Source organism: Tateyamaria rhodophyticola (assembly GCF_047777875.1).
Lineage (GTDB): Bacteria > Pseudomonadota > Alphaproteobacteria > Rhodobacterales > Rhodobacteraceae > Tateyamaria.
Genome location: NZ_CP180519.1, coordinates 3,325,477 through 3,345,290, shown reverse-complemented (window position 1 = coordinate 3,345,290; position 19,814 = coordinate 3,325,477). Strand labels below are relative to the sequence as shown.

The 19,814-nt window shown below is 63.0% G+C and carries 22 protein-coding genes and 1 tRNA gene; 14 read left to right on the top strand and 9 right to left on the bottom strand.

Annotation, left to right across the window (positions count from 1 at the left end; genetic code table 11):
* Window positions 1-266 precede the first annotated feature (266 nt).
* Complete coding sequence (locus tag ACERHN_RS17965; RefSeq protein WP_415920387.1) at window positions 267-830, top strand: hypothetical protein; 564 nt, start codon at window positions 267-269, stop codon at window positions 828-830.
* Between the two features lie 3 nt (window positions 831-833).
* Here the strand turns inward: ACERHN_RS17965 and ACERHN_RS17960 are convergent.
* Window positions 834-919 (bottom strand) — tRNA-Leu (locus tag ACERHN_RS17960).
* An 88-nt stretch (window positions 920-1,007) separates the two neighbouring features.
* Between ACERHN_RS17960 and ACERHN_RS17955 the strand changes: the two genes are divergently transcribed.
* Complete coding sequence (locus ACERHN_RS17955; RefSeq protein WP_415920386.1) at window positions 1,008-1,586, top strand: YqaA family protein; 579 nt, start codon at window positions 1,008-1,010, stop codon at window positions 1,584-1,586.
* Window positions 1,583-2,050, top strand: a complete 468-nt coding sequence (locus ACERHN_RS17950; RefSeq protein ID WP_415920385.1) for a disulfide bond formation protein B — start codon at window positions 1,583-1,585, stop codon at window positions 2,048-2,050. The genes ACERHN_RS17955 and ACERHN_RS17950 overlap by 4 nt, the downstream gene beginning before the upstream one ends.
* Before the next feature lie 62 nt (window positions 2,051-2,112).
* Here ACERHN_RS17950 and ACERHN_RS17945 read toward each other — a convergent pair whose 3' ends face one another.
* Complete coding sequence (locus tag ACERHN_RS17945) at window positions 2,113-2,541, bottom strand: Lrp/AsnC family transcriptional regulator (protein ID WP_415920384.1); 429 nt, start codon at window positions 2,539-2,541, stop codon at window positions 2,113-2,115.
* Window positions 2,542-2,653: 112 nt separating this feature from the next.
* On the opposite strand from ACERHN_RS17945, the gene rocF reads away from it, so the two are divergent.
* The gene (gene rocF / locus ACERHN_RS17940) at window positions 2,654-3,574 is read left to right on the top strand and encodes an arginase (RefSeq protein WP_415920383.1); all 921 of its coding nucleotides are present in this window, start codon (window positions 2,654-2,656) and stop codon (window positions 3,572-3,574) included.
* Between the two features lie 12 nt (window positions 3,575-3,586).
* The gene (locus ACERHN_RS17935) at window positions 3,587-4,630 is read left to right on the top strand and encodes an ornithine cyclodeaminase (RefSeq protein ID WP_415920382.1); all 1,044 of its coding nucleotides are present in this window, start codon (window positions 3,587-3,589) and stop codon (window positions 4,628-4,630) included.
* Window positions 4,631-4,785: 155 nt separating this feature from the next.
* Here the strand turns inward: ACERHN_RS17935 and ACERHN_RS17930 are convergent, their stop codons facing one another.
* Complete coding sequence (locus tag ACERHN_RS17930; RefSeq protein WP_415920381.1) at window positions 4,786-5,085, bottom strand: hypothetical protein; 300 nt, start codon at window positions 5,083-5,085, stop codon at window positions 4,786-4,788.
* Window positions 5,086-5,281: 196 nt separating this feature from the next.
* Window positions 5,282-5,737 (bottom strand): RNA polymerase-binding protein DksA, encoded by a 456-nt coding sequence (dksA, locus tag ACERHN_RS17925; RefSeq protein WP_415920380.1) that lies wholly within the window; start codon window positions 5,735-5,737, stop codon window positions 5,282-5,284.
* Window positions 5,738-5,883: 146 nt separating this feature from the next.
* Between dksA and ACERHN_RS17920 the strand changes: the two genes are divergently transcribed.
* The 9 genes from ACERHN_RS17920 to ACERHN_RS17880 all read left to right on the top strand — a co-directional run bounded on the left by ACERHN_RS17920 (window position 5,884) and on the right by ACERHN_RS17880 (window position 14,106).
* Window positions 5,884-6,729, top strand: a complete 846-nt coding sequence (locus ACERHN_RS17920; protein WP_415920379.1) for an AAA family ATPase — start codon at window positions 5,884-5,886, stop codon at window positions 6,727-6,729.
* Window positions 6,730-6,809: 80 nt separating this feature from the next.
* A complete protein-coding gene (locus ACERHN_RS17915; protein WP_415920378.1) occupies window positions 6,810-7,862 on the top strand; it encodes a Hint domain-containing protein in 1,053 nt (350 codons plus the stop codon).
* Window positions 7,863-8,043: 181 nt separating this feature from the next.
* Entirely contained in the window at window positions 8,044-8,499 is a 456-nt protein-coding gene (locus tag ACERHN_RS17910; RefSeq protein ID WP_415920377.1) for a GNAT family N-acetyltransferase, read from the top strand.
* Between the two features lie 5 nt (window positions 8,500-8,504).
* Complete coding sequence (locus ACERHN_RS17905; RefSeq protein WP_415920376.1) at window positions 8,505-9,863, top strand: DUF2927 domain-containing protein; 1,359 nt, start codon at window positions 8,505-8,507, stop codon at window positions 9,861-9,863.
* A gap of 44 nt (window positions 9,864-9,907) precedes the next feature.
* Entirely contained in the window at window positions 9,908-10,081 is a 174-nt protein-coding gene (locus ACERHN_RS17900; RefSeq protein ID WP_415920375.1) for an apolipoprotein acyltransferase, read from the top strand.
* Window positions 10,081-11,268, top strand: a complete 1,188-nt coding sequence (locus tag ACERHN_RS17895) for a vWA domain-containing protein (RefSeq protein WP_415920374.1) — start codon at window positions 10,081-10,083, stop codon at window positions 11,266-11,268. Before ACERHN_RS17900 ends, ACERHN_RS17895 begins: the two co-directional genes overlap by 1 nt.
* A gap of 39 nt (window positions 11,269-11,307) precedes the next feature.
* Entirely contained in the window at window positions 11,308-12,471 is a 1,164-nt protein-coding gene (locus ACERHN_RS17890; RefSeq protein ID WP_415920373.1) for a cytochrome P450, read from the top strand.
* 41 nt (window positions 12,472-12,512) lie between these two features.
* On the top strand, window positions 12,513-13,208 hold the full coding sequence (locus ACERHN_RS17885) for a M48 family metallopeptidase (RefSeq protein ID WP_415920372.1): 696 nt from the start codon (window positions 12,513-12,515) through the stop codon (window positions 13,206-13,208).
* Window positions 13,209-13,263: 55 nt separating this feature from the next.
* Window positions 13,264-14,106 (top strand): hypothetical protein, encoded by an 843-nt coding sequence (locus ACERHN_RS17880; protein ID WP_415920371.1) that lies wholly within the window; start codon window positions 13,264-13,266, stop codon window positions 14,104-14,106.
* Here ACERHN_RS17880 and ACERHN_RS17875 read toward each other — a convergent pair.
* The 5 genes from ACERHN_RS17875 to ACERHN_RS17855 all read right to left on the bottom strand — a co-directional run bounded on the left by ACERHN_RS17875 (window position 14,099) and on the right by ACERHN_RS17855 (window position 19,744).
* Window positions 14,099-14,656 carry an RSP_2648 family PIN domain-containing protein gene (locus ACERHN_RS17875; protein ID WP_415920370.1) on the bottom strand — a complete coding sequence of 186 codons (558 nt, stop codon included), beginning with the start codon at window positions 14,654-14,656 and terminating at the stop codon, window positions 14,099-14,101. The two genes, ACERHN_RS17880 and ACERHN_RS17875, sit on opposite strands and share 8 nt — an antisense overlap.
* Window positions 14,653-15,864, bottom strand: a complete 1,212-nt coding sequence (locus ACERHN_RS17870; RefSeq protein WP_415920369.1) for an RSP_2647 family RNA methyltransferase — start codon at window positions 15,862-15,864, stop codon at window positions 14,653-14,655. Before ACERHN_RS17870 ends, ACERHN_RS17875 begins: the two co-directional genes overlap by 4 nt.
* Window positions 15,865-15,903: 39 nt before the next feature.
* Complete coding sequence (locus tag ACERHN_RS17865) at window positions 15,904-16,581, bottom strand: DUF6778 family protein (protein WP_415920368.1); 678 nt, start codon at window positions 16,579-16,581, stop codon at window positions 15,904-15,906.
* Between the two features lie 122 nt (window positions 16,582-16,703).
* A complete protein-coding gene (locus ACERHN_RS17860; protein ID WP_415922764.1) occupies window positions 16,704-16,988 on the bottom strand; it encodes a hypothetical protein in 285 nt (94 codons plus the stop codon).
* Window positions 16,988-19,744, bottom strand: a complete 2,757-nt coding sequence (locus ACERHN_RS17855) for a glutamine-synthetase adenylyltransferase (RefSeq protein ID WP_415920367.1) — start codon at window positions 19,742-19,744, stop codon at window positions 16,988-16,990. The genes ACERHN_RS17860 and ACERHN_RS17855 overlap by 1 nt, the downstream gene beginning before the upstream one ends.
* Window positions 19,745-19,814: the final 70 nt, after the last annotated feature.

The window sequence follows — 19,814 nt, the reverse complement described above, 5'->3', positions numbered from 1 at the left end:
GAGATGAAGAGACTGAGCGGACCACCACCGATCAACCGCGTGCCGCAGCGACACACGATTGTTCGCCAACGTTGTCAAACAACGCCGTGAACACACATTCTCCGTACCAATTCAGCACGTCCTGTGCGGTCGCCCCCGTGACCTACAGACATCGCCCCCCAGTTGGGCAAGCAACGTTCTACGGTCAGGTTTGAGGCAAACAAAGGGAAAAATGTCTGAAAAACTTCAATAATGAGGGGCGCAAAATCTTCCAGACGGTACAGTCTGTGGACAATACGCAACCGATAGTGGAAGTTTCAGCAGGCGAACAGGCGCGCACGTATCGGCAGAATTGCGCTTATATCCATGTGATCAAAGGGTTTCAGCAAGGTTTCGCCCAATTCGCCCCACAACGTCCGGTTTCGGCATTGGAAACAATTAACCTTAACCACCGGTTTCACCATCCGGCGCTGACTGCCGCTGGCTCTGTTCACAATTTGGTATCAATCCCGGATTTGGCCAGAAATTGGTGCACGAAAATGCTGACCGATGCCACATTTTCCGAATCGTTCACCCGTTTGTCGCCACATCTTTGCCCGAAAACAGGACCGTTTCGCCACAACTTGGCGGTGTCTTCGGCAGGTCAATTCCCGCTCAGGCATCCATTTTCGAAACGATGGCGCGATTTCACCTCGTCAAATGGTTCTCTGTCCATCGCTGGGTGTCTCAGACACGGACCGGATCCGTATCCAGCAGAAATGCGCCGGTCGCTCGGTTCAGGCGGCGCGCGTCTTGCAATCACGCCGATCATCCGGCGCGCCGGACCGCAATTCAATCGTTTGGTGTCATGAGGCTGGTACCCAAGGCCGGACTCGAACCGGCACGCCCGCAAAGGCGGGGGATTTTGAATCCCCTGCGTCTACCATTCCGCCACTTGGGCCTCAGGTGTTCCGATTAGCGAAGCGCGCGGACCGGGGCAAGTGCAATCCGCCTTGACGCGCCCGGAACTGCGTGGTCTGCCGCAAGGCATGATACGACGCTTGTATGACTGGACCATGGGCTGGGCCGACCACCCCCGCGCGCTGTGGGTTTTGGCCTTTGTCGCCTTTATCGAAAGCTCGGTCTTTCCGATCCCGCCCGACGTTCTGATGATCCCGATGATCCTTGCCGCCCCGCATCGGGCGTGGCTGATTGCGGGTGTTTGCCTTGTGTCTTCGGTGCTGGGCGGTCTACTGGGCTATGTGATCGGGGCCTTTGCCTTTGACACCATCGGCCAGCCCATCCTGGCCGCGTTGGGCAAGGCCGACACGATGGAGGCGTTCAACACGCGGTTCAATGATTTCGGGTTCTGGGCGGTGCTGACGGCGGGCATCACGCCGTTTCCGTACAAGGTCATCACCATCATGTCCGGCTGGACAGGCATGCCGCTGGGCACCTTTATCGTCACGTCCATCCTGGCCCGTGGGTTGCGGTTCTTTATCGTTGCGGGGCTGTTGTGGAAATTCGGCGCGCCGATCCGGGATTTCATTGAACGCCGCCTGGGCTTGATGTTCATCCTCTTTGTGCTGATCCTGATCGGCGGATTCTATGCGGTGACCGTGCTATGACCCGACGACACCTGACCGTTCTGGCCGCGGGCGGCTCGCTTGCGCTGATGCTGGGCGCGTTTGCGTTTCAGCATCTGGGCGGGCTTGCGCCCTGCAAGCTGTGCATCTGGCAGCGCTATCCCCATGTGGTGGCCATCGCCATTGGTGCGCTTGCGCTCTTCGTGCCTGCGCCGGTGCTGCTCGCCGCCGGTGCGCTCGCGGCCTTCGCCACCGCCGGGGTCGGCGGGTATCACGTGGGCGTCGAACAGGGCTGGTGGGAGGGTCCCGCCTCCTGCTCCGCCCAAGGGGTGGGCGGCGTGGACGCGGATGCGCTTTTTGATCAGATCATGGCCGCACCGCTCATTCGGTGCGACGACATTGCGTGGCAATTTGCCGGGCTCAGCATGGCGGGCTGGAACATGGTGATCTCGCTGGTGCTGGCCGGCCTCTGGATCGCGGCGTTGCGGGTCAGACCGACAGCCTGACTCACGCAACCCGACCTGAAATCAGAGATTTCAACGGGCTACGTGATACATGATGCTGCGGGTCATGTGTATTTCGCTCTTGTGGACAAGAGCAGCGACGTCTCGCTTGCCACGACTCCATCCAAGCGGCGGATGCGAAACAGGACCGCGTCGAATGCATCCAGCGTCTCGGTCCCGATTTCCACGATCACGTCCCAGCGGCCATTGGTCGAATGCACGGCGCGCATTTCCGGCATGCCTTGCAACGCGCGCATGATCTTTTCCGTGCCGCGCCCTTCGATCCCGATCATCATGAGACCCCGCACCGCATCCCGTTGTACATCCGCCTTGGTCACAACCGAAAAACCGACGATGTCGCCGCGCGCCACCATCTTGTCGATGCGGGCCCGCACCGTGGCCCGCGACAGGCCAAGCGTCGCCGCAAGTGTCGAATGCGAGGCCCGCGCATCATCACGCAACGCCGCAAGGAGCTGATTGTCCACTTTGTCCATCTTGAACTCTCATATTGCGCAATGACTGTGCAATATCGTCATTTTGGCAGATGGTCGATGCCGCATTTCGCGCGCATATCTCGTTCAACCGAGCCGTGAGGAGTGCAAGCCCATGTCCATCCCCCCCATTCGCCTGATCGGCGTGCCGATGGATTGCGGCAAACGCCGCCAAGGATGCCTGATGGGCCCCGATGCCTATCGCACCGCCGGGTTGGCGGCGGCGCTGACCGATCTCGGGCACGCGGTCCGCGATGCGGGCAACGTGGCACCGGATGACTTTACGCCGCGTGACCATGACCGGCTGCATGCGCTGGAGGAAACGGTGGCGTGGACCACGGCGCTGTCCCGGACGGCGCAACAGAGCGCGGCAGAGGCCTTGCCGATCTTCATGGGCGGGGATCATGCGCTGGCGCTTGGCACGGTGCACGGTCTGGCCGCGCATGCCGCAGCGGTGAACCGCCCGCTTTTTGTGCTGTGGCTGGACGCGCACACGGATTACCACACGCCTGCCACGACCGCCTCGGGCAACCTGCACGGCACCCCCATGGGCTATGTCACCGGGCGCGACGGGTTCGACGATTTCCCGCCCGTGCCGCACCCGGTCCCGCATGACCGGATCGCAATGCTGGGCCTGCGGTCGGTGGATGCGCCCGAGCGTGCAGCGCTTCAGGCGACCGATGTCGCCTATATCGACATGCGCCACATTGATGAACATGGCATCGTGCGCCCGTTGACTGCGTTCCTTGACCGGGTCCGCGCGGCGGATGGCCTGCTGCACGTGTCGCTCGACGTGGATTTCCTTGACCCCACGATTGCACCTGCGGTCGGCACAACTGTGCCCGGCGGCGCCACCCTGCGCGAGGCGCATCTGATCATGGAGATGATCTGCGACAGCGGCGCACTCACCTCGCTCGATCTGGTGGAGTTGAACCCGTTTCTCGATGAACGCGGGCGCACGGCACAGGTGATGGTGGACCTTGTCGCCTCCGCCTTTGGCCGCCGCGTCTTTGACCGCCCCACCCGCGCCTATTGACAGGAGATGACCATGACCCCCTCTGACAAGGCCCTCGTGCCGTTTGTGTCCGTCGATCACATGATGCAGCTGATCCACCACGTGGGGCTGGATGACATGTTGCGCGGGCTTGCCGATTACATCGCGGATGATTTCAGCCGCTGGGAGCTGTTCGACAAAACACCGCGGGTCGCAGCCCACTCCCCCGAAGGCGTGATCGAACTGATGCCCACATCCGACGGGATCAGCTATGGGTTCAAATATGTGAACGGCCACCCCAAGAACACGGTCGATGGTCTGCAGACCGTAACCGCGTTTGGGCTGCTTGCGGATGTGGACACCGGATACCCCGTCCTGCTGACCGAGATGACGATGCTGACCGCGTTGCGTACGGCGGCCACCTCCGCGCTGGTGGCCCGCGCGCTCGCGCCCAAAGAGGCCACGACCATGGCCATGATCGGCAACGGCGCACAATCCGAATTCCAGAGCCGCGCGATGCAGGCCATTGCCGGCATCACCCATGTGCGCCTCTACGACATCGACCCGGCCGCCACGGCAAAATGTGCCGCGAACCTTTCGCAGAGCGGCCTAAATGTCACCGCCTGCGCCTCCGCCGAAGACGCGATGGTCGGCGCACAGATCATCACGACCTGCACTGCCGACAAGGCCCATGCCACAATCCTGACCGACAACATGGTCGGTGCCGGTGTGCACATCAACGCGATTGGCGGCGACTGTCCCGGCAAGACCGAAATTGCCCCCGCCATCCTGGAGCGCGGTGACATCTTCGTCGAATACCCGCCCCAGACCCGGATCGAAGGCGACATCCAGCAACTGGCCGCCGATCACCCCGTGACGGAGATCTGGGAAGTGCTGGCGGGTCACAAACCCGGGCGCACGTCAGACAAGCAGATCACGATCTTCGACAGCGTCGGCTTCGCGATCGAGGATTTTTCCGCCCTGCGTTTCGTGCGGGACCGGATCAATGGGACGCCGTTCTTCCACCCGCTTGACCTTCTGGCGGACCCCGACGACCCACGCGATCTCTACGGCATGCTCAACCGCGCCAAAGCCTAGTCCGCTCTTGCATGTGCACTGAAGCTGTCAGTGTCGGATGTGCGGACGAAGCAGTCATTCGAATTGACAGTGCCAATGGCTGTTTTCGGTGCTCAAAGAAAACCGCTGCCGTTCCTGTCATGAGGCGAACTGTGGCGGCAATTGCCAAGCTATCGCTAATACAATTCACATTCACTGAGAGTAATCTCACGCCTGAAGAACGCTGCACCGGGAAGGCAGTCAAGGAACATTTCTTCTGCTTCGTTTACTGCAAACGTCAGCAAGAAGTCATCGTCAACAATGAGAGTACAGTCAATTTCGGCAGGCGCGAGCCCGACGTCTGGATCAGAAAGCACCAAAATCATACAGTTTGCTTTCGCCAGTTCAATTGACCGGGAATAGTCATCTCGTAGGTCAAGCATTGCATAAGCCCCAAGGCCAAAAACCAAGCCAATAGCTAGGCATACAATCTTCATTTCTTATCCTACGCTTTCGCAGCTAGTTGTCGTCATATGGCGAGCAAAATCGCATTAGCCGACATTGGTGTACAACGCAGCATCAGTCAATTTGGGCTCAAAGCGGGCATTCGAAAACGATTCCAAAATGCGATCGTCGAAACAAAAAAGGCGCACCCACAAGCGCGCCTCCTTGGAAGTCGTTACGTTACAACGCTCAGTCGTCGCGATGCACCTTTTCGCGCCGCTCATGACGCTCTTGTGCCTCGAGGCTCATGGTCGCAATGGGTCGCGCATCCAGACGTTTCAGCGAAATCGGCTCACCCGTCACGATGCAGTAGCCATATTCGCCCTCGTCGATCCGGCGCAGCGCCGCGTCGATCTTGGCGACCAGCTTGCGCTGGCGATCCCGCGTACGCAGCTCCAGCGCGCGGTCCGTTTCCTCGGACGCGCGGTCGGCGACATCCGGAATATTGCGCGTGCCGTCCTGCAAGCCTTCGATGGTGTCACGGCTGCCTGCCAGCAACTCGCCCTTCCACGTGTGCAACTTGCGACGAAAATACTCGATCTGCCGGTCGTTCATGAACGGCTCGTCTTCTGCGGGACGATAATCGTCCGGCAAGAACATTTCCTGCTTCATCTGCTTCCCCTCAATACGACGTGCGTTGGCCATGTACGGTCCTGTCGGCTCCTCGTGCATCCCCACCGGCTCCCTGCGCAGCATCTACCGGAGGTATGTCGGATTGTCACTACACAATCACGCACCACATTGGCTAAAAGCCTCTGCATCAACGCTGGCCCGCAACAAGGTGATCCCACATGAAATTCCAAGGCACAGACGCCTACATCGCCACAGACGACCTGACCATCGCGGTCAATGCGGCCGTCACGCTGGAACGCCCGCTGCTGGTCAAGGGCGAGCCGGGCACGGGCAAGACCGAGCTGGCCAAACAGGTATCGCGCAGCCTCGGGCTGCGCCTGATCGAGTGGAACATCAAATCCACGACGCGCGCGCAACAGGGTCTTTATGAATATGACGCCGTGTCCCGCCTGCGCGACAGCCAGCTTGGCGAAGACCGGGTGCATGACGTGTCCAACTATATCAAAAAGGGCAAGCTCTGGGAGGCGTTCGAGGCGGACGAAAAGGTTGTCCTGCTGATTGACGAGATCGACAAGGCCGACATCGAGTTTCCCAACGATCTCTTGCAGGAACTCGATAAGATGGAGTTCTTCGTCTATGAGACCGGTGAGACGATCAAGGCGCGCCAGCGCCCGGTGGTCATCATCACCTCCAACAACGAAAAGGAACTGCCCGACGCGTTCCTGCGCCGCTGTTTCTTCCACTACATCCAGTTTCCCGACATGGACACGCTCAAGGCCATCGTCGAGGTGCATCACCCCGGCATCAAGCAGAGCCTTCTGACCACCGCGCTCACCCAGTTCTTCGAGATCCGCGACCAGCAGGGCCTCAAGAAAAAGCCATCGACCTCCGAGGTGCTCGACTGGCTCAAACTGCTCTTGGCCGAAGACATGGATGCCGAAGACCTGAAATCCGATGGCGCCAGCGCGCTGCCGAAACTGCACGGGGCGCTGCTCAAGAACGAACAGGACGTGCACCTGTTTGAACGGCTGGCCTTCATGGCGCGGGGTCAGCGGCGCGATTGATCCAAGTTTAGCGATTAAAATGAGAGGTTTAGCCCGGCTTTAACGCCTGCTGCCCATGTTGGGCCGTGGGGGTAACGGGTATGACACTGGTTTTTTACGCTGAAGACAACGAGTTCGGTTCGGCCACGGGCGAAAATGTCGACGTGACCGAAAATACGTCCGAATTTGACGATCCGCCGTCTGATTCAACGAACCTGCAGATTGCCGCGAACGAAGGCGACGACGATCCGCGCCTGTTCGAGATCGGCGATACCTATGACGTGTCGTGGAACACGCCTGATGGGCCGCTGATGATGGAGGACGCCGTTGTGGTGCGCTCCGATGCGGCGCCGGGGGGCGGCGGTGTCATCGTGTTCGAAGGCACGGACCAGCACGGCAATCCGGCGCAGGTCATCTGGACCCCGGATTTTGATTTGCAGCAATGGTATGATGATGCGGGCGGTGGTGACCCTGACGCAGGGCAGCCGCAATTCTACACGCAGGACACCAATTCCAGCTATTCGCACAGCTTTGTGTGCTTTGCCACTGGAACACTGATAGAGACGCCGAACGGGCCGCGCCGGGTCGAGGACTTGCGCCCGCATGATCTGGTCCTGACCCTCGATGCGGGGCCGCAACCGATCCTCTGGACAGGGGAGCGCCGTTGCCCCGGTGCGGGACGCGATGCGCCGATCCAGTTTGATCCGGGCGTTCTGGACAACACCCGCCCGCTGCTTGTGTCGCCGCAACACCGCGTGCTCCTGCGCTCGCCGCTGGCGGAGATGACGCATGGCACCAGCGAAGTGCTTGTGCCCGCCAAGGCGATGCTTGGATGTCCCGGCGTGCGCGCCACGCCGCTGCCTTCGGTCCGGTATGTCCACCTTCTGCTGCGCGACCATCACGTGATCCGCGCGGGCGGTGCATTGTGTGAAACCTTGCTCTTGGGTCCGCAAACGCGCGCGATGTGCCGTGCCGCCCCCGGCTTTGGTTCAGCGCTCCGCACGCATGGGCTTTGCGGCGTCGATGCGCGGCCCGCGCGACCGATCCTGCGCCCCCATGAGGTGCAGTGGATGTTGCCTGCGCTGATGGGCCACGCACCCCTTGCCATGCCGCGTGCGCCGGGCACCCCTGCCCGTTTCATTGCCCATTGCTGAAAAACAGGCCGTTTCCCCCCAAAACCCGAGTCTTTTTGGCCACAACATGGCGCCACGCACAACTGTGGCGGCACCTGTGGATAAAATGTCTTTCTTTTGCCTGAAATGCTCCATAAGTTGACCGTGATGAGAGGCGAAAACGCCCGCATCCAATATGCTAAAAAGCAGGCAGGCAGTATAAATGACCCCTAACGACGCACTCGACGTGCGCCCTCTGACGTTGTCAGACCGTCCGCAATGGGACGGCCTGTGGGCCGCTTATCTTGATTTCTATGGCACGTCGCGCCCTCGGGAGGTCTTTGATACCACCTTTGCCCGTTTGACCGGTGATGATCCGCAGGATTTCTCCGCTCTGGTTGCGGAATATCAGGGCAAGCTGGTCGGATTGGTCCATTTCCTGTTCCACCGCCACTGCTGGAAGGTTGAGAACGCGTGCTACCTGCAGGACCTCTATGCGGATCCTTCCGTGCGGGGTCAGGGCATTGGCCGCCGCCTGATCGAGGCCGTTTATGCCGCTGCCGACGCTGCGGGCAACCCGTCCGTCTATTGGCTCACGCAGGACAGCAATACGCAGGCGCGCAAGCTCTATGACCGTGTCGGCACCCTGTCGTCCTTTATCAAATACGAACGGGGGTAAGCCAAATGCGCCGCTTTGTCCTCCCGCTTGTCCTTTTGCTCAATGCCTGTGTGCCGGTCACGCCCGGTGACACGCCAACCCGTGCGCTGCCGCAGACCTCCGATCTGCCGCCGATGAAAACCTTTGGCGCGCCGCGCCCCGCCGCCCCGATCAAGGCCAACAACGATCTGGCCCTCGACTTCATCGAGCTGAGCTTTCAACTGGAATCGGGCCGTGACCTGCCCGTATTTACCCGGTTCGAAGGGCCCATTTCCGTCCGTGTGACCGGTGCCCCGCCCGTGTCCCTTGGCGGTGATCTGCGCCGCCTGATGCACCGCCTGCGCACCGAAGCAAACATCGACATCTATGAGGCCGCCCCCGGCAACGCCGCCAACATCACGATTGAGGCTGTGAGCCGCGCCGAAATTCGTCGCGCCCTGCCCCATGCCGCATGTTTCGTGGTGCCAAACATCACCACGATCAGTGAATACCGCCCGAACCGCCGCACCACCCGCACCAGCTGGTCGGCGCTGCGCACACGGGAAAAGCTGGCGATCTTCCTGCCCAATGACGCAAGCCCGCAAGAGGTGCGCGATTGCCTGCACGAGGAACTGGCGCAGGCAATCGGCCCGCTCAACGACCTCTACCGCCTGCCCGACAGCGTGTTCAACGACGACAACGTGCACACGGTTCTGACCGGCTTCGACATGATGATGCTCAAGGCCTATTACGCGCCTGAACTGCGCTCCGGCATGACGCGCGGTCAGGTGGCACAGCGCCTGCCCGCCATCTTTGCCCGCATCAATCCCCAGGGCGAAAGCCTGCCTGCAAAATTCGCCACCCGGACGCCGCGCGCCTGGAGCGAAGCGGTGCAGACCGCCCTTGGCCCCGGCGCAAACGCAGGTCAGCGCCGCACCGCCGCCGCCCGCGCGCTCGAAATTGCGCGTGCCATGGGCTGGCAGGATCACCGCCGCGCCTTTGCACACTATGCCAATGGTCGCCTGCTCCTGTCGTCCGACCCCAAGGCTGCACAGACGCATTTCCGCGCCGCCGACCAGTACTACGCCGCCACCCCCGGCGCCACGCTGCACCGCGCCTATGTGGCGACCCAGCTGGCCGCATATGCCATCACACGCGGTGACGGCGATGCCGCCATGGTGATCCTGTCGCGCCACATCGACGAGGCCGCGCAGAACGAAAACGCCGCCCTGTTGTCCACGCTCCTCCTGCTGCGCGCCGAGGCGCTCGACCTCCAGGGCCGCACCGCAGAGGCACGCACCGTCAGGCTGGACAGCCTTGGCTGGGCGCGCTACGGGTTTGGCTCCGACTGGGCGGTGCGGGCCAAGCTGCGCGAAATCTCTTCGCTCAGCCCGTTGAAAGGTTAAGCGCGCCGCCTAACTGCCTGTAAGGCAACGTGAAAGGCGCGTTTATGATCTATATCCCTGCGGCACTGATCGGTGGTTTGATCGGTGGGTTCACAGCGAAAAAGCGTGGCGGCAAGGGCCTCGACATCGCGCAATATGCCGCCGTCTATGGCATCGCCTTTGCGCTGCTGGGTTTGGTCGTGACCATCATCCTCGACCGCAACGGCGTGTTTGGCTGATGTTCCTGCCGTTTTTCGAGAATCTGAGGCGCGCGGGCATCCCTGTCTCCTTGCGCGAATTTCTCAGCTTTCTCGAAGGGTTACAGGCCGGTCTTGCCACCTATGATATCGAGGCGTTCTATTATCTGGCGCGCCTCAGCCTCGTGAAGGATGAACGCAACATCGACAAGTTCGACCGCGCCTTTGCCGCCGCCTTTGAGGGGCTGGAGGGGATCAGCATCGAACAGGTGATGGAGGCGGTGGATATCCCCGCCGACTGGCTGGAGAAGCTGGCGGAAAAGCATCTCTCCGAGGAAGAGCGCGCCGAGATCGAAGCTTTAGGTGGCTTCGATAAACTCATGGAAACGCTCAAGAAACGTCTTGAGGAGCAGAAGGGCCGCCATCAGGGTGGCAACAAGTGGATCGGGACCGCCGGCACCTCGCCTTTCGGGGCGTATGGGTACAATCCCGAAGGTGTGCGCATCGGCCAGAAGGAAAGCCGCCACAAACGTGCGGTCAAAGTCTGGGACAAGCGAGAATTTAAAAACCTGGACGACACGGTCGAGCTGGGCACGCGTAACATCAAGGTGGCACTCAAACGCCTGCGCCGGTGGGCACGGGACGGTGCGGCGGAGGAGTTGGACCTGAACGGCACCATCCGCGCCACGGCCGAACACGGATATCTCGACGTGCAGACCCGGCCCGAGCGGCGCAATGCGGTCAAGGTTCTGCTGTTCCTCGATGTCGGCGGCAGCATGGACCCGCATATCAAAGTGGTTGAAGAGCTGTTTTCGGCCGCGCGCGCGGAGTTCAAGCATCTGGAGTATTTCTACTTCCATAACTGTCTCTATGAGGGTGTCTGGCGGGACAATCGTCGCCGCTGGGATGCGCAGATGCCCACGCATGAAATCCTGCGCACCTATGGCCCCGACTACAAATGTATCTTTGTGGGTGACGCCAGCATGTCGCCCTACGAGATCGCCTATCCCGGTGGGGCGAACGAGCACTGGAACGCGGAGGCCGGTCAGGTCTGGTTGGAACGGGCGCGGGATCAGTGGGCGTCCAACTTGTGGATCAATCCGGTGCCTGAGAAATACTGGCCCTACACGCATTCCATTGCGATGATCCAGGAGATCTTTGGCGCGGAGGCGATGGTGCCCATGACCCTCGAAGGGCTGAGCCGGGGGATGCGCGCGCTGACGCGTTAATCGCTTTCCCAGGATGCGACGCTGCGCTAGCGTCGGCCCATGTCATCCGCGCCCGTTGTTCATATCGATCCCGCCGCCTTCCACGCCGACCCCTACCCTGTTCTGGCGCAGATGCGCCGCGACACGCCGGTGTGCTTTGTGCCAGAACTGGGCGCCACACTGTTCACCCGGCGCGACGACGTGTTCCGCGAGGAAAAGCGCATCGACGTCTTCTCCAGCCACCAGCCCAACGGACTGCTGACACGGGTCATGGGGTCCAACATGATGCGCAAGGATGGTGACGCGCATATGCGCGAGCGCAAGGCGCTGTTCCCCGCGCTGAGCCCGCGTACGGTGCGCGACGTTCTGGCCCCGCAGTTCCACGACATCGTGCAGGGCCATATCGACCGGCTCAGGCCGCGCGGCACCTGCGATCTGGTCACGGACTATGCGATGCCCGTAGCGGCGGATGCGCTGCGCCTGATGACGGGCCTCACCAATATGGAAGCTGCGGACATGGACGCGGCGAGCCAGGCGATGCTGGACGCGGCGGCGAACTACCGCGGTGACCCAGAGGTCGACGCGCGCGGCCATGGCTATGCCGACCGGGTGATGCAGCTCATCACGGCGCGGCTGCCGGAGCTGCGCGCCGCACCGGACCTGTCGATCATCTCGGTGCTGGATCAGGCGGAGCTGACCCTTGATGAGATCGCAGGCAACGTGCGCGTCATCATCGGCGGCGGCCAGAACGAGCCGCGCGATGCCATTGCGGGCACCGTCTGGGCGCTGCTGGCCCATCCCGATCAATACGCACAGATCACTGCGGGCACGGCCACATGGGGCAATGCGTTTGACGAATACGTCCGCCTTGTCGCGCCCATCGGCATGTCGCCGCGCCGTGTGGCGCGGGACGACACCACCTGCGATGTGCAGTTTGAAACGGATGAGCTGATCTTTTTCATGTTCGGTTCGGCCTGCCGGGACAATGCGCATTTCGACGATCCCGACCGCTTTGATGTGACCCGCGACACGGGGCCTGCGATCCCCTTTGGTGCGGGGCCGCATTTCTGCGCCGGGGCGGCGGCGTCGCGCACGCTCATTGCCGGGCACGCGCTGCCGATGTTGTTTGATCAGCTGCCGAACCTGCGCCTTGCCGGGGATGTGACATTTGCCGGATGGGCCTTTCGCGGACCACTGTCCGTGCCCGTTGCCTGGGACGTCTGAGCGCGGTTGCCGAAGCACGCGAGCGGCCCCATATTCAGCACATGATCAAATTCACCCCGATCCTATTGGCCCTGCTTTATGGGCTTGTGATGTACCGGTTTTCGGTCTGGCGGACCTCGCGCGAACTGGACGCGCAATCGACGGAACTCGCCGATCCCATGTTGCGCCAGATGTGCGACCAGATGGCCGCGGCGCTCGACCTGCCCCGGATCAGGGTGCACATCTACGAGATCGACCCGATCAACGGGCTGGCGGCACCGGATGGGCGCATTTTCATCACGCGCGGGTTTTACAACAAATTCCGGGACGGGTCTGTTTCTGCGGCCGAAATGGCCAGTGTGATTGCGCATGAGCTGGGCCATGTTGCCCTGGGCCACAGTCGGCGGCGGATGATCGATTTTTCCGGCCAGAATGCGCTGCGCACGGCGCTGGCGATGGTGTTGTCGCGGTTCATTCCCGGTGTGGGCGTATGGATTGCCGGTATCCTGACCAGTCTTTTGGCCGCACGCCTGTCGCGCAGTGATGAATATGAGGCCGACGCCTATGCGGCCGCGCTGCTGACCAAGGCGGGCATCGGTGTCAGCCCGCAAATCTCCATGTTCGAAAAGCTGGAGACGCTGACCAATGCGCGTGCAGGTGCGGCCCCCGCCTGGCTGATGAGCCACCCGAAAACGGCCGAACGCATCGCAGCGCTGCGCAAATTGCAAGATCAGTGGCAGATCGAACACTCATCTTAGCATCTCGGTAACCCCTTGTGACTAAACCCCCAAGCAACTGGTTGTGAGGGGATCCATGCAGACGCTTCTCCGGGTTTGCGCGATGATGCTGGCCTGCGCTTTGCCGCAGGTCACGTTTGGCGCGTCCGACGACGGGGCGCGTGTGGCGCTGGCCTTGCGTCAGGCGACCCTCGTACAGGGGATGAGCGCGTCTGCCTGTTTTGCCATGGGCGGCGTGGATGCGCAGCGTCAGGGGGCGCGTGCGCTCGAACTGTCGGATACCTATCGCACGACTTTGGGCGCATTGCGGGATGGGCATGATTGGCTTGGCTTGACGCCGGTTTCCGATGCATCAAGCCTTGCCGCGATTGAAACCGCATCCCATGTCTGGCGCGGCTATGTCCCGTCGATCCGGCAGATCATCGCCGGTGACCTGCATTCCGTCGTTATGCGTCACATCATGATTGAAACCGATCTTGTCACGGACAGCGCAAACAGCCTCGCCGCGCATTTTCTCGACAACAGTGCGGACCTGAAGCTGAGCGAGGATGCGGCACGGGCGGCACAGGCCGCCGCATCGGTGCGGATGCTGACCCAACGCGCCCTGCGCGAAGGGTGTTATGTCCGCTTTGCCCTTGGCGGGGATGAGATGCGCACCCAGCTGGTTCACACCCTTCGTCAGATTGACACGCTGTTCGTGCGACTGGCCGAAGGGGACGCGGAACTGGCACCGCCACCCGATGCGCGTGTGGCGCGCAATTTCCGCACAGCGCAGCTGTTCTGGAGCAAGATGCGCCCGACGCTGGATGCCATGCATGCGGGCGAGGCGGTCGATGACATCACGGTGCAAAAGATGCTCAAGCTGAACACATCCGTGCTCAAGCAGATGGACCAGGCCGTGGACGGGTATTTCAAGTAGCGCGCGGGGACGTCTCCAGCGCCTTGCCCAAGCGCGGCAGGCGCGCTTTTTTCAACAAGGCGCGCAAGGTCCACGGATCGCCCGACAGATCCCGCGCGGTTTGCAGCACCTGGGCCGCGACATGTGCCATCGGCTCCGGATGCGCTTGCGCACAGCCCAGCAGATAGCCGTCCGGATCCACCCGCGTCAGCCCCTCTTCGGCGAGGACGTTGCGCGGAAAATCCTTGGCGTTCATCGTCATGATCGCATCCGCGTGGCCGTGAATCGCTGCGGCCAGAACGTGGACGTCATTTGCATCCGGCAACCACAACCGATGTTCCAATTCGGGCGGATGGGATTGTGACGCCCGCGGCCATGCGGCATTCAGCTGTGCAATCTCTCCGCGCGCCTGCGCCTCTGCCGCAGCATCAATCCGTGCCGCCGCCCGCGCCCACTCCTCGAGGATGCGTGGCGACCAGAGCGGCGTGAAAATCCCCTGCCGCGCAGCACCCAGCACAACCTCGCGCATGACGGTCGGAAAAAGCACGTTGGCGTCGATCAGGATCTTCATAGGCGGAAAAACAGCGCCTTGAGATATCCGCTTTCGGCAAGTTGCGGCAGCTGCGGATGATCGGGTCCGGCATATCCTGTGTACAGCAGTGCGGCGGACCGCCCGGCCCGCCCGATGCCGCGCGCCGATGCGCCGTGGAACTTGCCCAGATCCGCCGCGTGCGAACAGCTGCACAGGCCCAGCACGCCGCCTTCGGCCACCAGCGCGACACCCAGACGTGCAATCCGCTCATAGGCGCGCAGGCCCGCATCGAGCGCCTGTTTCGACGGCGCAAAGGCTGGCGGATCACAGATCACCAAATCGAACTGCGCGCCCTCTTCCGCCAGCGCGGCCAACGTGTCGAACGCGTCGCCCTGGCGCGTGGCAAACCGGTCTGCGGCCCCCATCCGCGCCGCACCTTCCGCCGCAAGCCCAAGGGCCGGTGCCGCACCATCCACCGCCGTCACATGCGCCGCCCCCCCTGCCAGCGCCGCAAGGCCAAACCCGCCCACATGCGAAAACACGTCCAGCACACGCGCGCCCGAGGCCAGACGCTGGGCAAAGGCGTGGTTGGGCCGTTGATCAAAGAAAAGCCCGGTTTTCTGCCCGCCCATCACATCCGCAAGGTATGTGGCACCGTTCATCGGCACCTCGATCGGTGCGCCCGGCGCCAGCCCGTGCGGCACGCCGGAGATGTCATCCAACCCCTCAAGGCTCCGGGTTCTGCCGGACGCGTTCTTGATCACCGTTGTGGCCCCGGTCACGGTCATGGCCGCCGCCATCAGCGATTCAAGCAGCACGTCAGCCCATGCCGCATTGGGCTGGATCACCAGAACATCGCCAAAGCGGTCGATGATGACACCCGGCAACCCGTCCGCCTCGGCATGGATCAACCGGTAGAACGGCGCATCATAGAGCCGCGCGCGCAGCGCCAATGCGCGGGTCAGGTGCCGCGCGAACCAGGCCTCGTCAATGATCGCGGCCGGGTCACGGTCGATCATGCGGGCAAAGATGCGTGAGGCCGGGTTCACCGCTACAACACCCATCGGGTTGCGCGCGTCATCCTCGAGCACGGCAAGCGTGCCGGGGGCCAGCGCCTTGGTCCGGCGATCGGTCACGATTTCATTGGCATAGGCCCACGGATGGCCGTGGCGGATGCGGCGGGCGTCGACCTTGGGGCGCAAACGGACGCGCGGACGGTCGGCAACGGAAAAAGAGGGCGCAGTCATTGCGCCCTCCTCTACGTCTTTGTCGCGGGATGCGAAAGGTTACTTTTGCTGGTGGTTCATCGCCTGGATGAAGCCGAGGCGCGGGTTTTCAAACCCTTCGGCGCGTGTCAGCTCCTGGCGGATGACCTCGGCGAGATGCGCGGTGATGCGCACCTTTTGCGTCTGGCCACGGGCATCGGCCTGCAGGGCCTGTTTGCCGCCAAAGGCATCCAGGTCAGCGTGCACGATGCGCGGTTCGGCCAGCGGGACACCGGTTTTGGGGTCGCGCAGGGTCAGCGCAAAGGTGATGTTGTGGACGCCGCCCACGGAATAGCGGGCCTTTTCCGTCAGGGCGTGAAAGCGCTGCACTTCGATGTCCAGCGCGACCGGCAACGCGCCGTCCAGCGCTTCGGTCCCGCGGGTCATCGCCGTGTTGAATATATCGGCCACCTGTTGATGGCGATCACCGATGGCGTCACCGCGCCAGACGATATCGCCCTTGGGCAGATAGCGGTTCGCCTCGGACACGGTCAGCGACCGGGGCACGCGGATGGTGATGGCGTCCACGGTCACGTCCGTCAGCGGTGCGCGCACCGCCTCGATCTGACCCGCAGGCGCATTGACCGACGACAGTGGTGTCGCCTCGAACGGTGCCGTTGATGTTGGCACAACCGGCGCGCCACAGGCCGAAACCAGCCCGCCCATCGCCAGCAGCAGTGCAATCTTGATGCGTTTCATGTCCACTCTCCAATCGGTTTGGCGGTCTTGTGCCACCATAGGTTATGGAGAAGACCATGATTGCGAATTGGGGCGAATTTTGGACAAATTTGAGTGGTTTGCGGGATTGTTTCGCGGCGGTTTCAGGACTGCGACCGGCCCGCACGGCTGCGCCAGCCACCCCGGCGGCGCGGTGTTGCGATCGCCTGCTGCCCCTCGCGCAGGACCTCCGTCATGGGGTGATCGGGATGTGCCGTGCCATACTCCGACAGCAGCACGCGCAGGGCTTCGTCCTGCGGACGCTCCACCGGAAGGCTCAGCGCCCAATCCAGAAAGATGGTGCGGCAATCGGGCTTGGTGATGCCGTCAATGCGGTAGGCTTCGTAAATGAGCGCCTTGGGGTCGTTGGCGCCACCCTGTTTCGTCATCATCCCGCTCCCTGTTGCCCGGCGTCGCCCAGGACCCTGTCGATGATCCGTGCGGCCTGCGCGTACTCATCGGCCAAGCATGCCTCGGCCGCCGCCATGTCCTTGGCTTGTGTCACACGCAACAGGATCGCTTGCCCACCCGTACCGACATCCTCTGCAACAATTGCGCCGGTGCTGAGCAAACGGGTTGCCATTTGCACGGCTGCAAAGAGCGTGTGCGCCCGTGTCAGGCTCTCGGCCTCCGCGGCACCCAGAATGCGCGCCTCCACCGCCGCCGCAAGGCCCGCGGCGGGCGTGCGGTCTGCGGTTCCGGTCAGCACCGCCCCGACCTGGGACAGCAGTTCGATATCCTGCAACCGGCCCGGCCCGACCTTGATGTCCCAAACGGTGCCGGGGGGCTTGGCGGCGGCGATGCGGGCGCGCATGTCGGACAGTTCGGCCAGCACGGCATTTGTCTCACGCGGCAGACGCAACACCTCGCACCGCAAGGCCTCGATGTCATCGCCAAGGCTGTCTGCCCCCGCCACAACCCGCGCACGGGTCAGGGCCAGATGTTCCCACAACCACGCCTCGTTGCGTTGGTAATGCGCATAGGATGACCAGCTGGTCGCAACGGGTCCCTGATTGCCGGAGGGGCGCAGGCGCATGTCCGCCTCATAAAGCCGCCCGCGCGCCGTCTGCGCCGTGATTGCGGTGATCATCGCCTGGGTCAGGCGGGCATAATACGTGCGCGCGGGCAAGGGACGCTTGCCATCCGACGCCTCGACCCCCGCCGCGTCATAGACGACGATCAGGTCCAGATCGGATTGCGCCGACAATGTGCCTGCGCCCAGCGATCCCATCGCGACCACCACCGCGCCCCGACCGGGGGGCGACCCGTGCCGCAGGGCAAACTGCGCCACCACTTCGGGCCAGAGGGCCGCCACGCAAGCCTGCGCCAGATCGGCATACTGACGGCTGGCTTCCTGCGGTGTCACCAACGCGCGCAGCATGTGCACGCCCACGCGAAAGTGCCATTCGCGGGCCCAGACCCGGATCGCGTCCAGCTTGCCTTCGTAATCCGGGACGGCGTCCAGCGTTTTGGCGGCATCTGACTGCAATGCGACCTGCCCGGGCCATGGTTCAAAGAACGCACCGCCCAGAACGGCATCCAGCACCTGGGCATTGCGCGACAGATATTGCGCCAGCGCGGGCGACGTCCCCACGATGTCCACCAGCAGATCCACCAGCGACGGGTTTGCCTCGAACAGCGAAAACAGCTGCACCCCCGCAGGCAACCCGGCCAGAAACCCGTCAAAGGCCAACAGCGCCTCATGCGGGCGCGCGGCCTCGTTCAGGCGGGCCAGCAGCATCGGTTCGATCCGGTCAAAGAGCGCAGCCCCCCGTTCGGACCGCAGCGCCGGATAGTTGCGCCAGCGCGCCTGAATACCGGGATCAATTGCGGCAGGCGGCGCCTCTGCGCGCGCGCCGGGCGCAAAGAAGCCTTCGGTTTCGGAATGCACCTCGGACAGGCGCGCGCGCAGCGTTTGGCACAGCGTGTCGCGGTCCATGTCCATCATCGCCGCAAGCCGGTCAAACCCTTCGTCGTTGCGCGGCAACGCATGGGTCTGCGCGTCCTGTACCATCTGCACCCGGTGTTCGACCGTCCGGGCAAAGCGGTAGTGATCGCTCAGCCGCGCCGCCTGACCGCCGGTCACCCACCCCTTGCGCGCCAGATGTTCGAGCCCCTCGACCGTGCCGCGCACGCGCAGATCGGGATCGCGCCCGCCCGCGATCAGCTGGCGCGTCTGTGTGAAAAACTCGATCTCGCGGATGCCACCGCGCCCCAGTTTCATGTTGTGCCCCGGCAGCGTGATCGGCCCGCCCGTGCCTTTGTGCGCCCGGATGGCAAGCCGCATGTCATGCGCATCCTGCACCGCCGCAAAATCCAGATGCCGCCGCCACACAAACGGGCGCAGCTCCTTCAGAAACGTCTCGCCCGCCGCAATGTCTCCGGCGCACACGCGCGCCTTGATATAGGCGGCCCGTTCCCATGTGCGCCCGACACTTTCGTAATACCGTTCCGCCGCACCCGTGGAAATCACCACCGGCGTCACTGACGGATCCGGGCGCAGGCGCAGATCGGTGCGGAACACATAACCATCCTCGGTCAAATCGCTGAGCGTCCCGCACATGTGCTGCACCGCCTTCACGCAGGCGCTGCGGATCGTGGCATAGTCCGCAGGTTCGTGACGCGTCTCGTCAAAGAGGCAGATCAGGTCGATGTCGGAGGAGTAGTTCAGCTCCGCAGCACCCATCTTGCCCATGGCCAGCACAAAAAGCCCGACCTCCCCGTCGGGCAACTTACCCCGCTTGCGTTGCAGGGCGAGCCCCTCGGCCAACGCCACCTCGCACGCCATATCGCCAAGGTCGGTCAACGCCCCCGTCACCTGTTCCAGGGACCATGCCCCGCCAAGGTCGGCAAGTGCGGTGAGCAGCGCAACCCGCCGTTTCGCCTGCCGCAACGCGGGCTTCAGGGGCACATCTGACGGCGCGCACAATGCGTCGGCCAACGCGGTCTCGGGCGCCTCCAGCGCGCCCGGCAGCCACGCGGTCTCCTTCTCGATCAGGCTGGCAAGATACGGGCTGCACCCCGCAGCACCCGCGATCAGGTCGCGCGCAACCGGATCGGTGACGGCAACCGCCGCCGCAACATCACGGCCCCGGTCAGGCTGATGGGGGCGCGGCATGCGGGTCAGGGACGACATCAGTGACATGATGCGCACCCTTCCCCGCCCGTTCGGCGTCGTCAATGCCCCTTGTCCCGCGGGCAGGAGTGGCTAGGCT

Coding starts and splice junctions, on each gene's coding strand:
- ACERHN_RS17955 (WP_415920386.1), top strand. CDS start 1,008: ATGATACGACGCTTGTATGACTGGACCATGGGCTGGGCCGACCACCCC.
- ACERHN_RS17950 (WP_415920385.1), top strand. CDS start 1,583: ATGACCCGACGACACCTGACCGTTCTGGCCGCGGGCGGCTCGCTTGCG.
- ACERHN_RS17945 (WP_415920384.1), bottom strand. CDS start 2,541: ATGGACAAAGTGGACAATCAGCTCCTTGCGGCGTTGCGTGATGATGCG.
- rocF (WP_415920383.1), top strand. CDS start 2,654: ATGTCCATCCCCCCCATTCGCCTGATCGGCGTGCCGATGGATTGCGGC.
- ACERHN_RS17935 (WP_415920382.1), top strand. CDS start 3,587: ATGACCCCCTCTGACAAGGCCCTCGTGCCGTTTGTGTCCGTCGATCAC.
- ACERHN_RS17930 (WP_415920381.1), bottom strand. CDS start 5,085: ATGAAGATTGTATGCCTAGCTATTGGCTTGGTTTTTGGCCTTGGGGCT.
- dksA (WP_415920380.1), bottom strand. CDS start 5,737: ATGGCCAACGCACGTCGTATTGAGGGGAAGCAGATGAAGCAGGAAATG.
- ACERHN_RS17920 (WP_415920379.1), top strand. CDS start 5,884: ATGAAATTCCAAGGCACAGACGCCTACATCGCCACAGACGACCTGACC.
- ACERHN_RS17915 (WP_415920378.1), top strand. CDS start 6,810: ATGACACTGGTTTTTTACGCTGAAGACAACGAGTTCGGTTCGGCCACG.
- ACERHN_RS17910 (WP_415920377.1), top strand. CDS start 8,044: ATGACCCCTAACGACGCACTCGACGTGCGCCCTCTGACGTTGTCAGAC.
- ACERHN_RS17905 (WP_415920376.1), top strand. CDS start 8,505: ATGCGCCGCTTTGTCCTCCCGCTTGTCCTTTTGCTCAATGCCTGTGTG.
- ACERHN_RS17900 (WP_415920375.1), top strand. CDS start 9,908: ATGATCTATATCCCTGCGGCACTGATCGGTGGTTTGATCGGTGGGTTC.
- ACERHN_RS17895 (WP_415920374.1), top strand. CDS start 10,081: ATGTTCCTGCCGTTTTTCGAGAATCTGAGGCGCGCGGGCATCCCTGTC.
- ACERHN_RS17890 (WP_415920373.1), top strand. CDS start 11,308: ATGTCATCCGCGCCCGTTGTTCATATCGATCCCGCCGCCTTCCACGCC.
- ACERHN_RS17885 (WP_415920372.1), top strand. CDS start 12,513: ATGATCAAATTCACCCCGATCCTATTGGCCCTGCTTTATGGGCTTGTG.
- ACERHN_RS17880 (WP_415920371.1), top strand. CDS start 13,264: ATGCAGACGCTTCTCCGGGTTTGCGCGATGATGCTGGCCTGCGCTTTG.
- ACERHN_RS17875 (WP_415920370.1), bottom strand. CDS start 14,656: ATGAAGATCCTGATCGACGCCAACGTGCTTTTTCCGACCGTCATGCGC.
- ACERHN_RS17870 (WP_415920369.1), bottom strand. CDS start 15,864: ATGACTGCGCCCTCTTTTTCCGTTGCCGACCGTCCGCGCGTCCGTTTG.
- ACERHN_RS17865 (WP_415920368.1), bottom strand. CDS start 16,581: ATGAAACGCATCAAGATTGCACTGCTGCTGGCGATGGGCGGGCTGGTT.
- ACERHN_RS17860 (WP_415922764.1), bottom strand. CDS start 16,988: ATGACGAAACAGGGTGGCGCCAACGACCCCAAGGCGCTCATTTACGAA.
- ACERHN_RS17855 (WP_415920367.1), bottom strand. CDS start 19,744: ATGTCACTGATGTCGTCCCTGACCCGCATGCCGCGCCCCCATCAGCCT.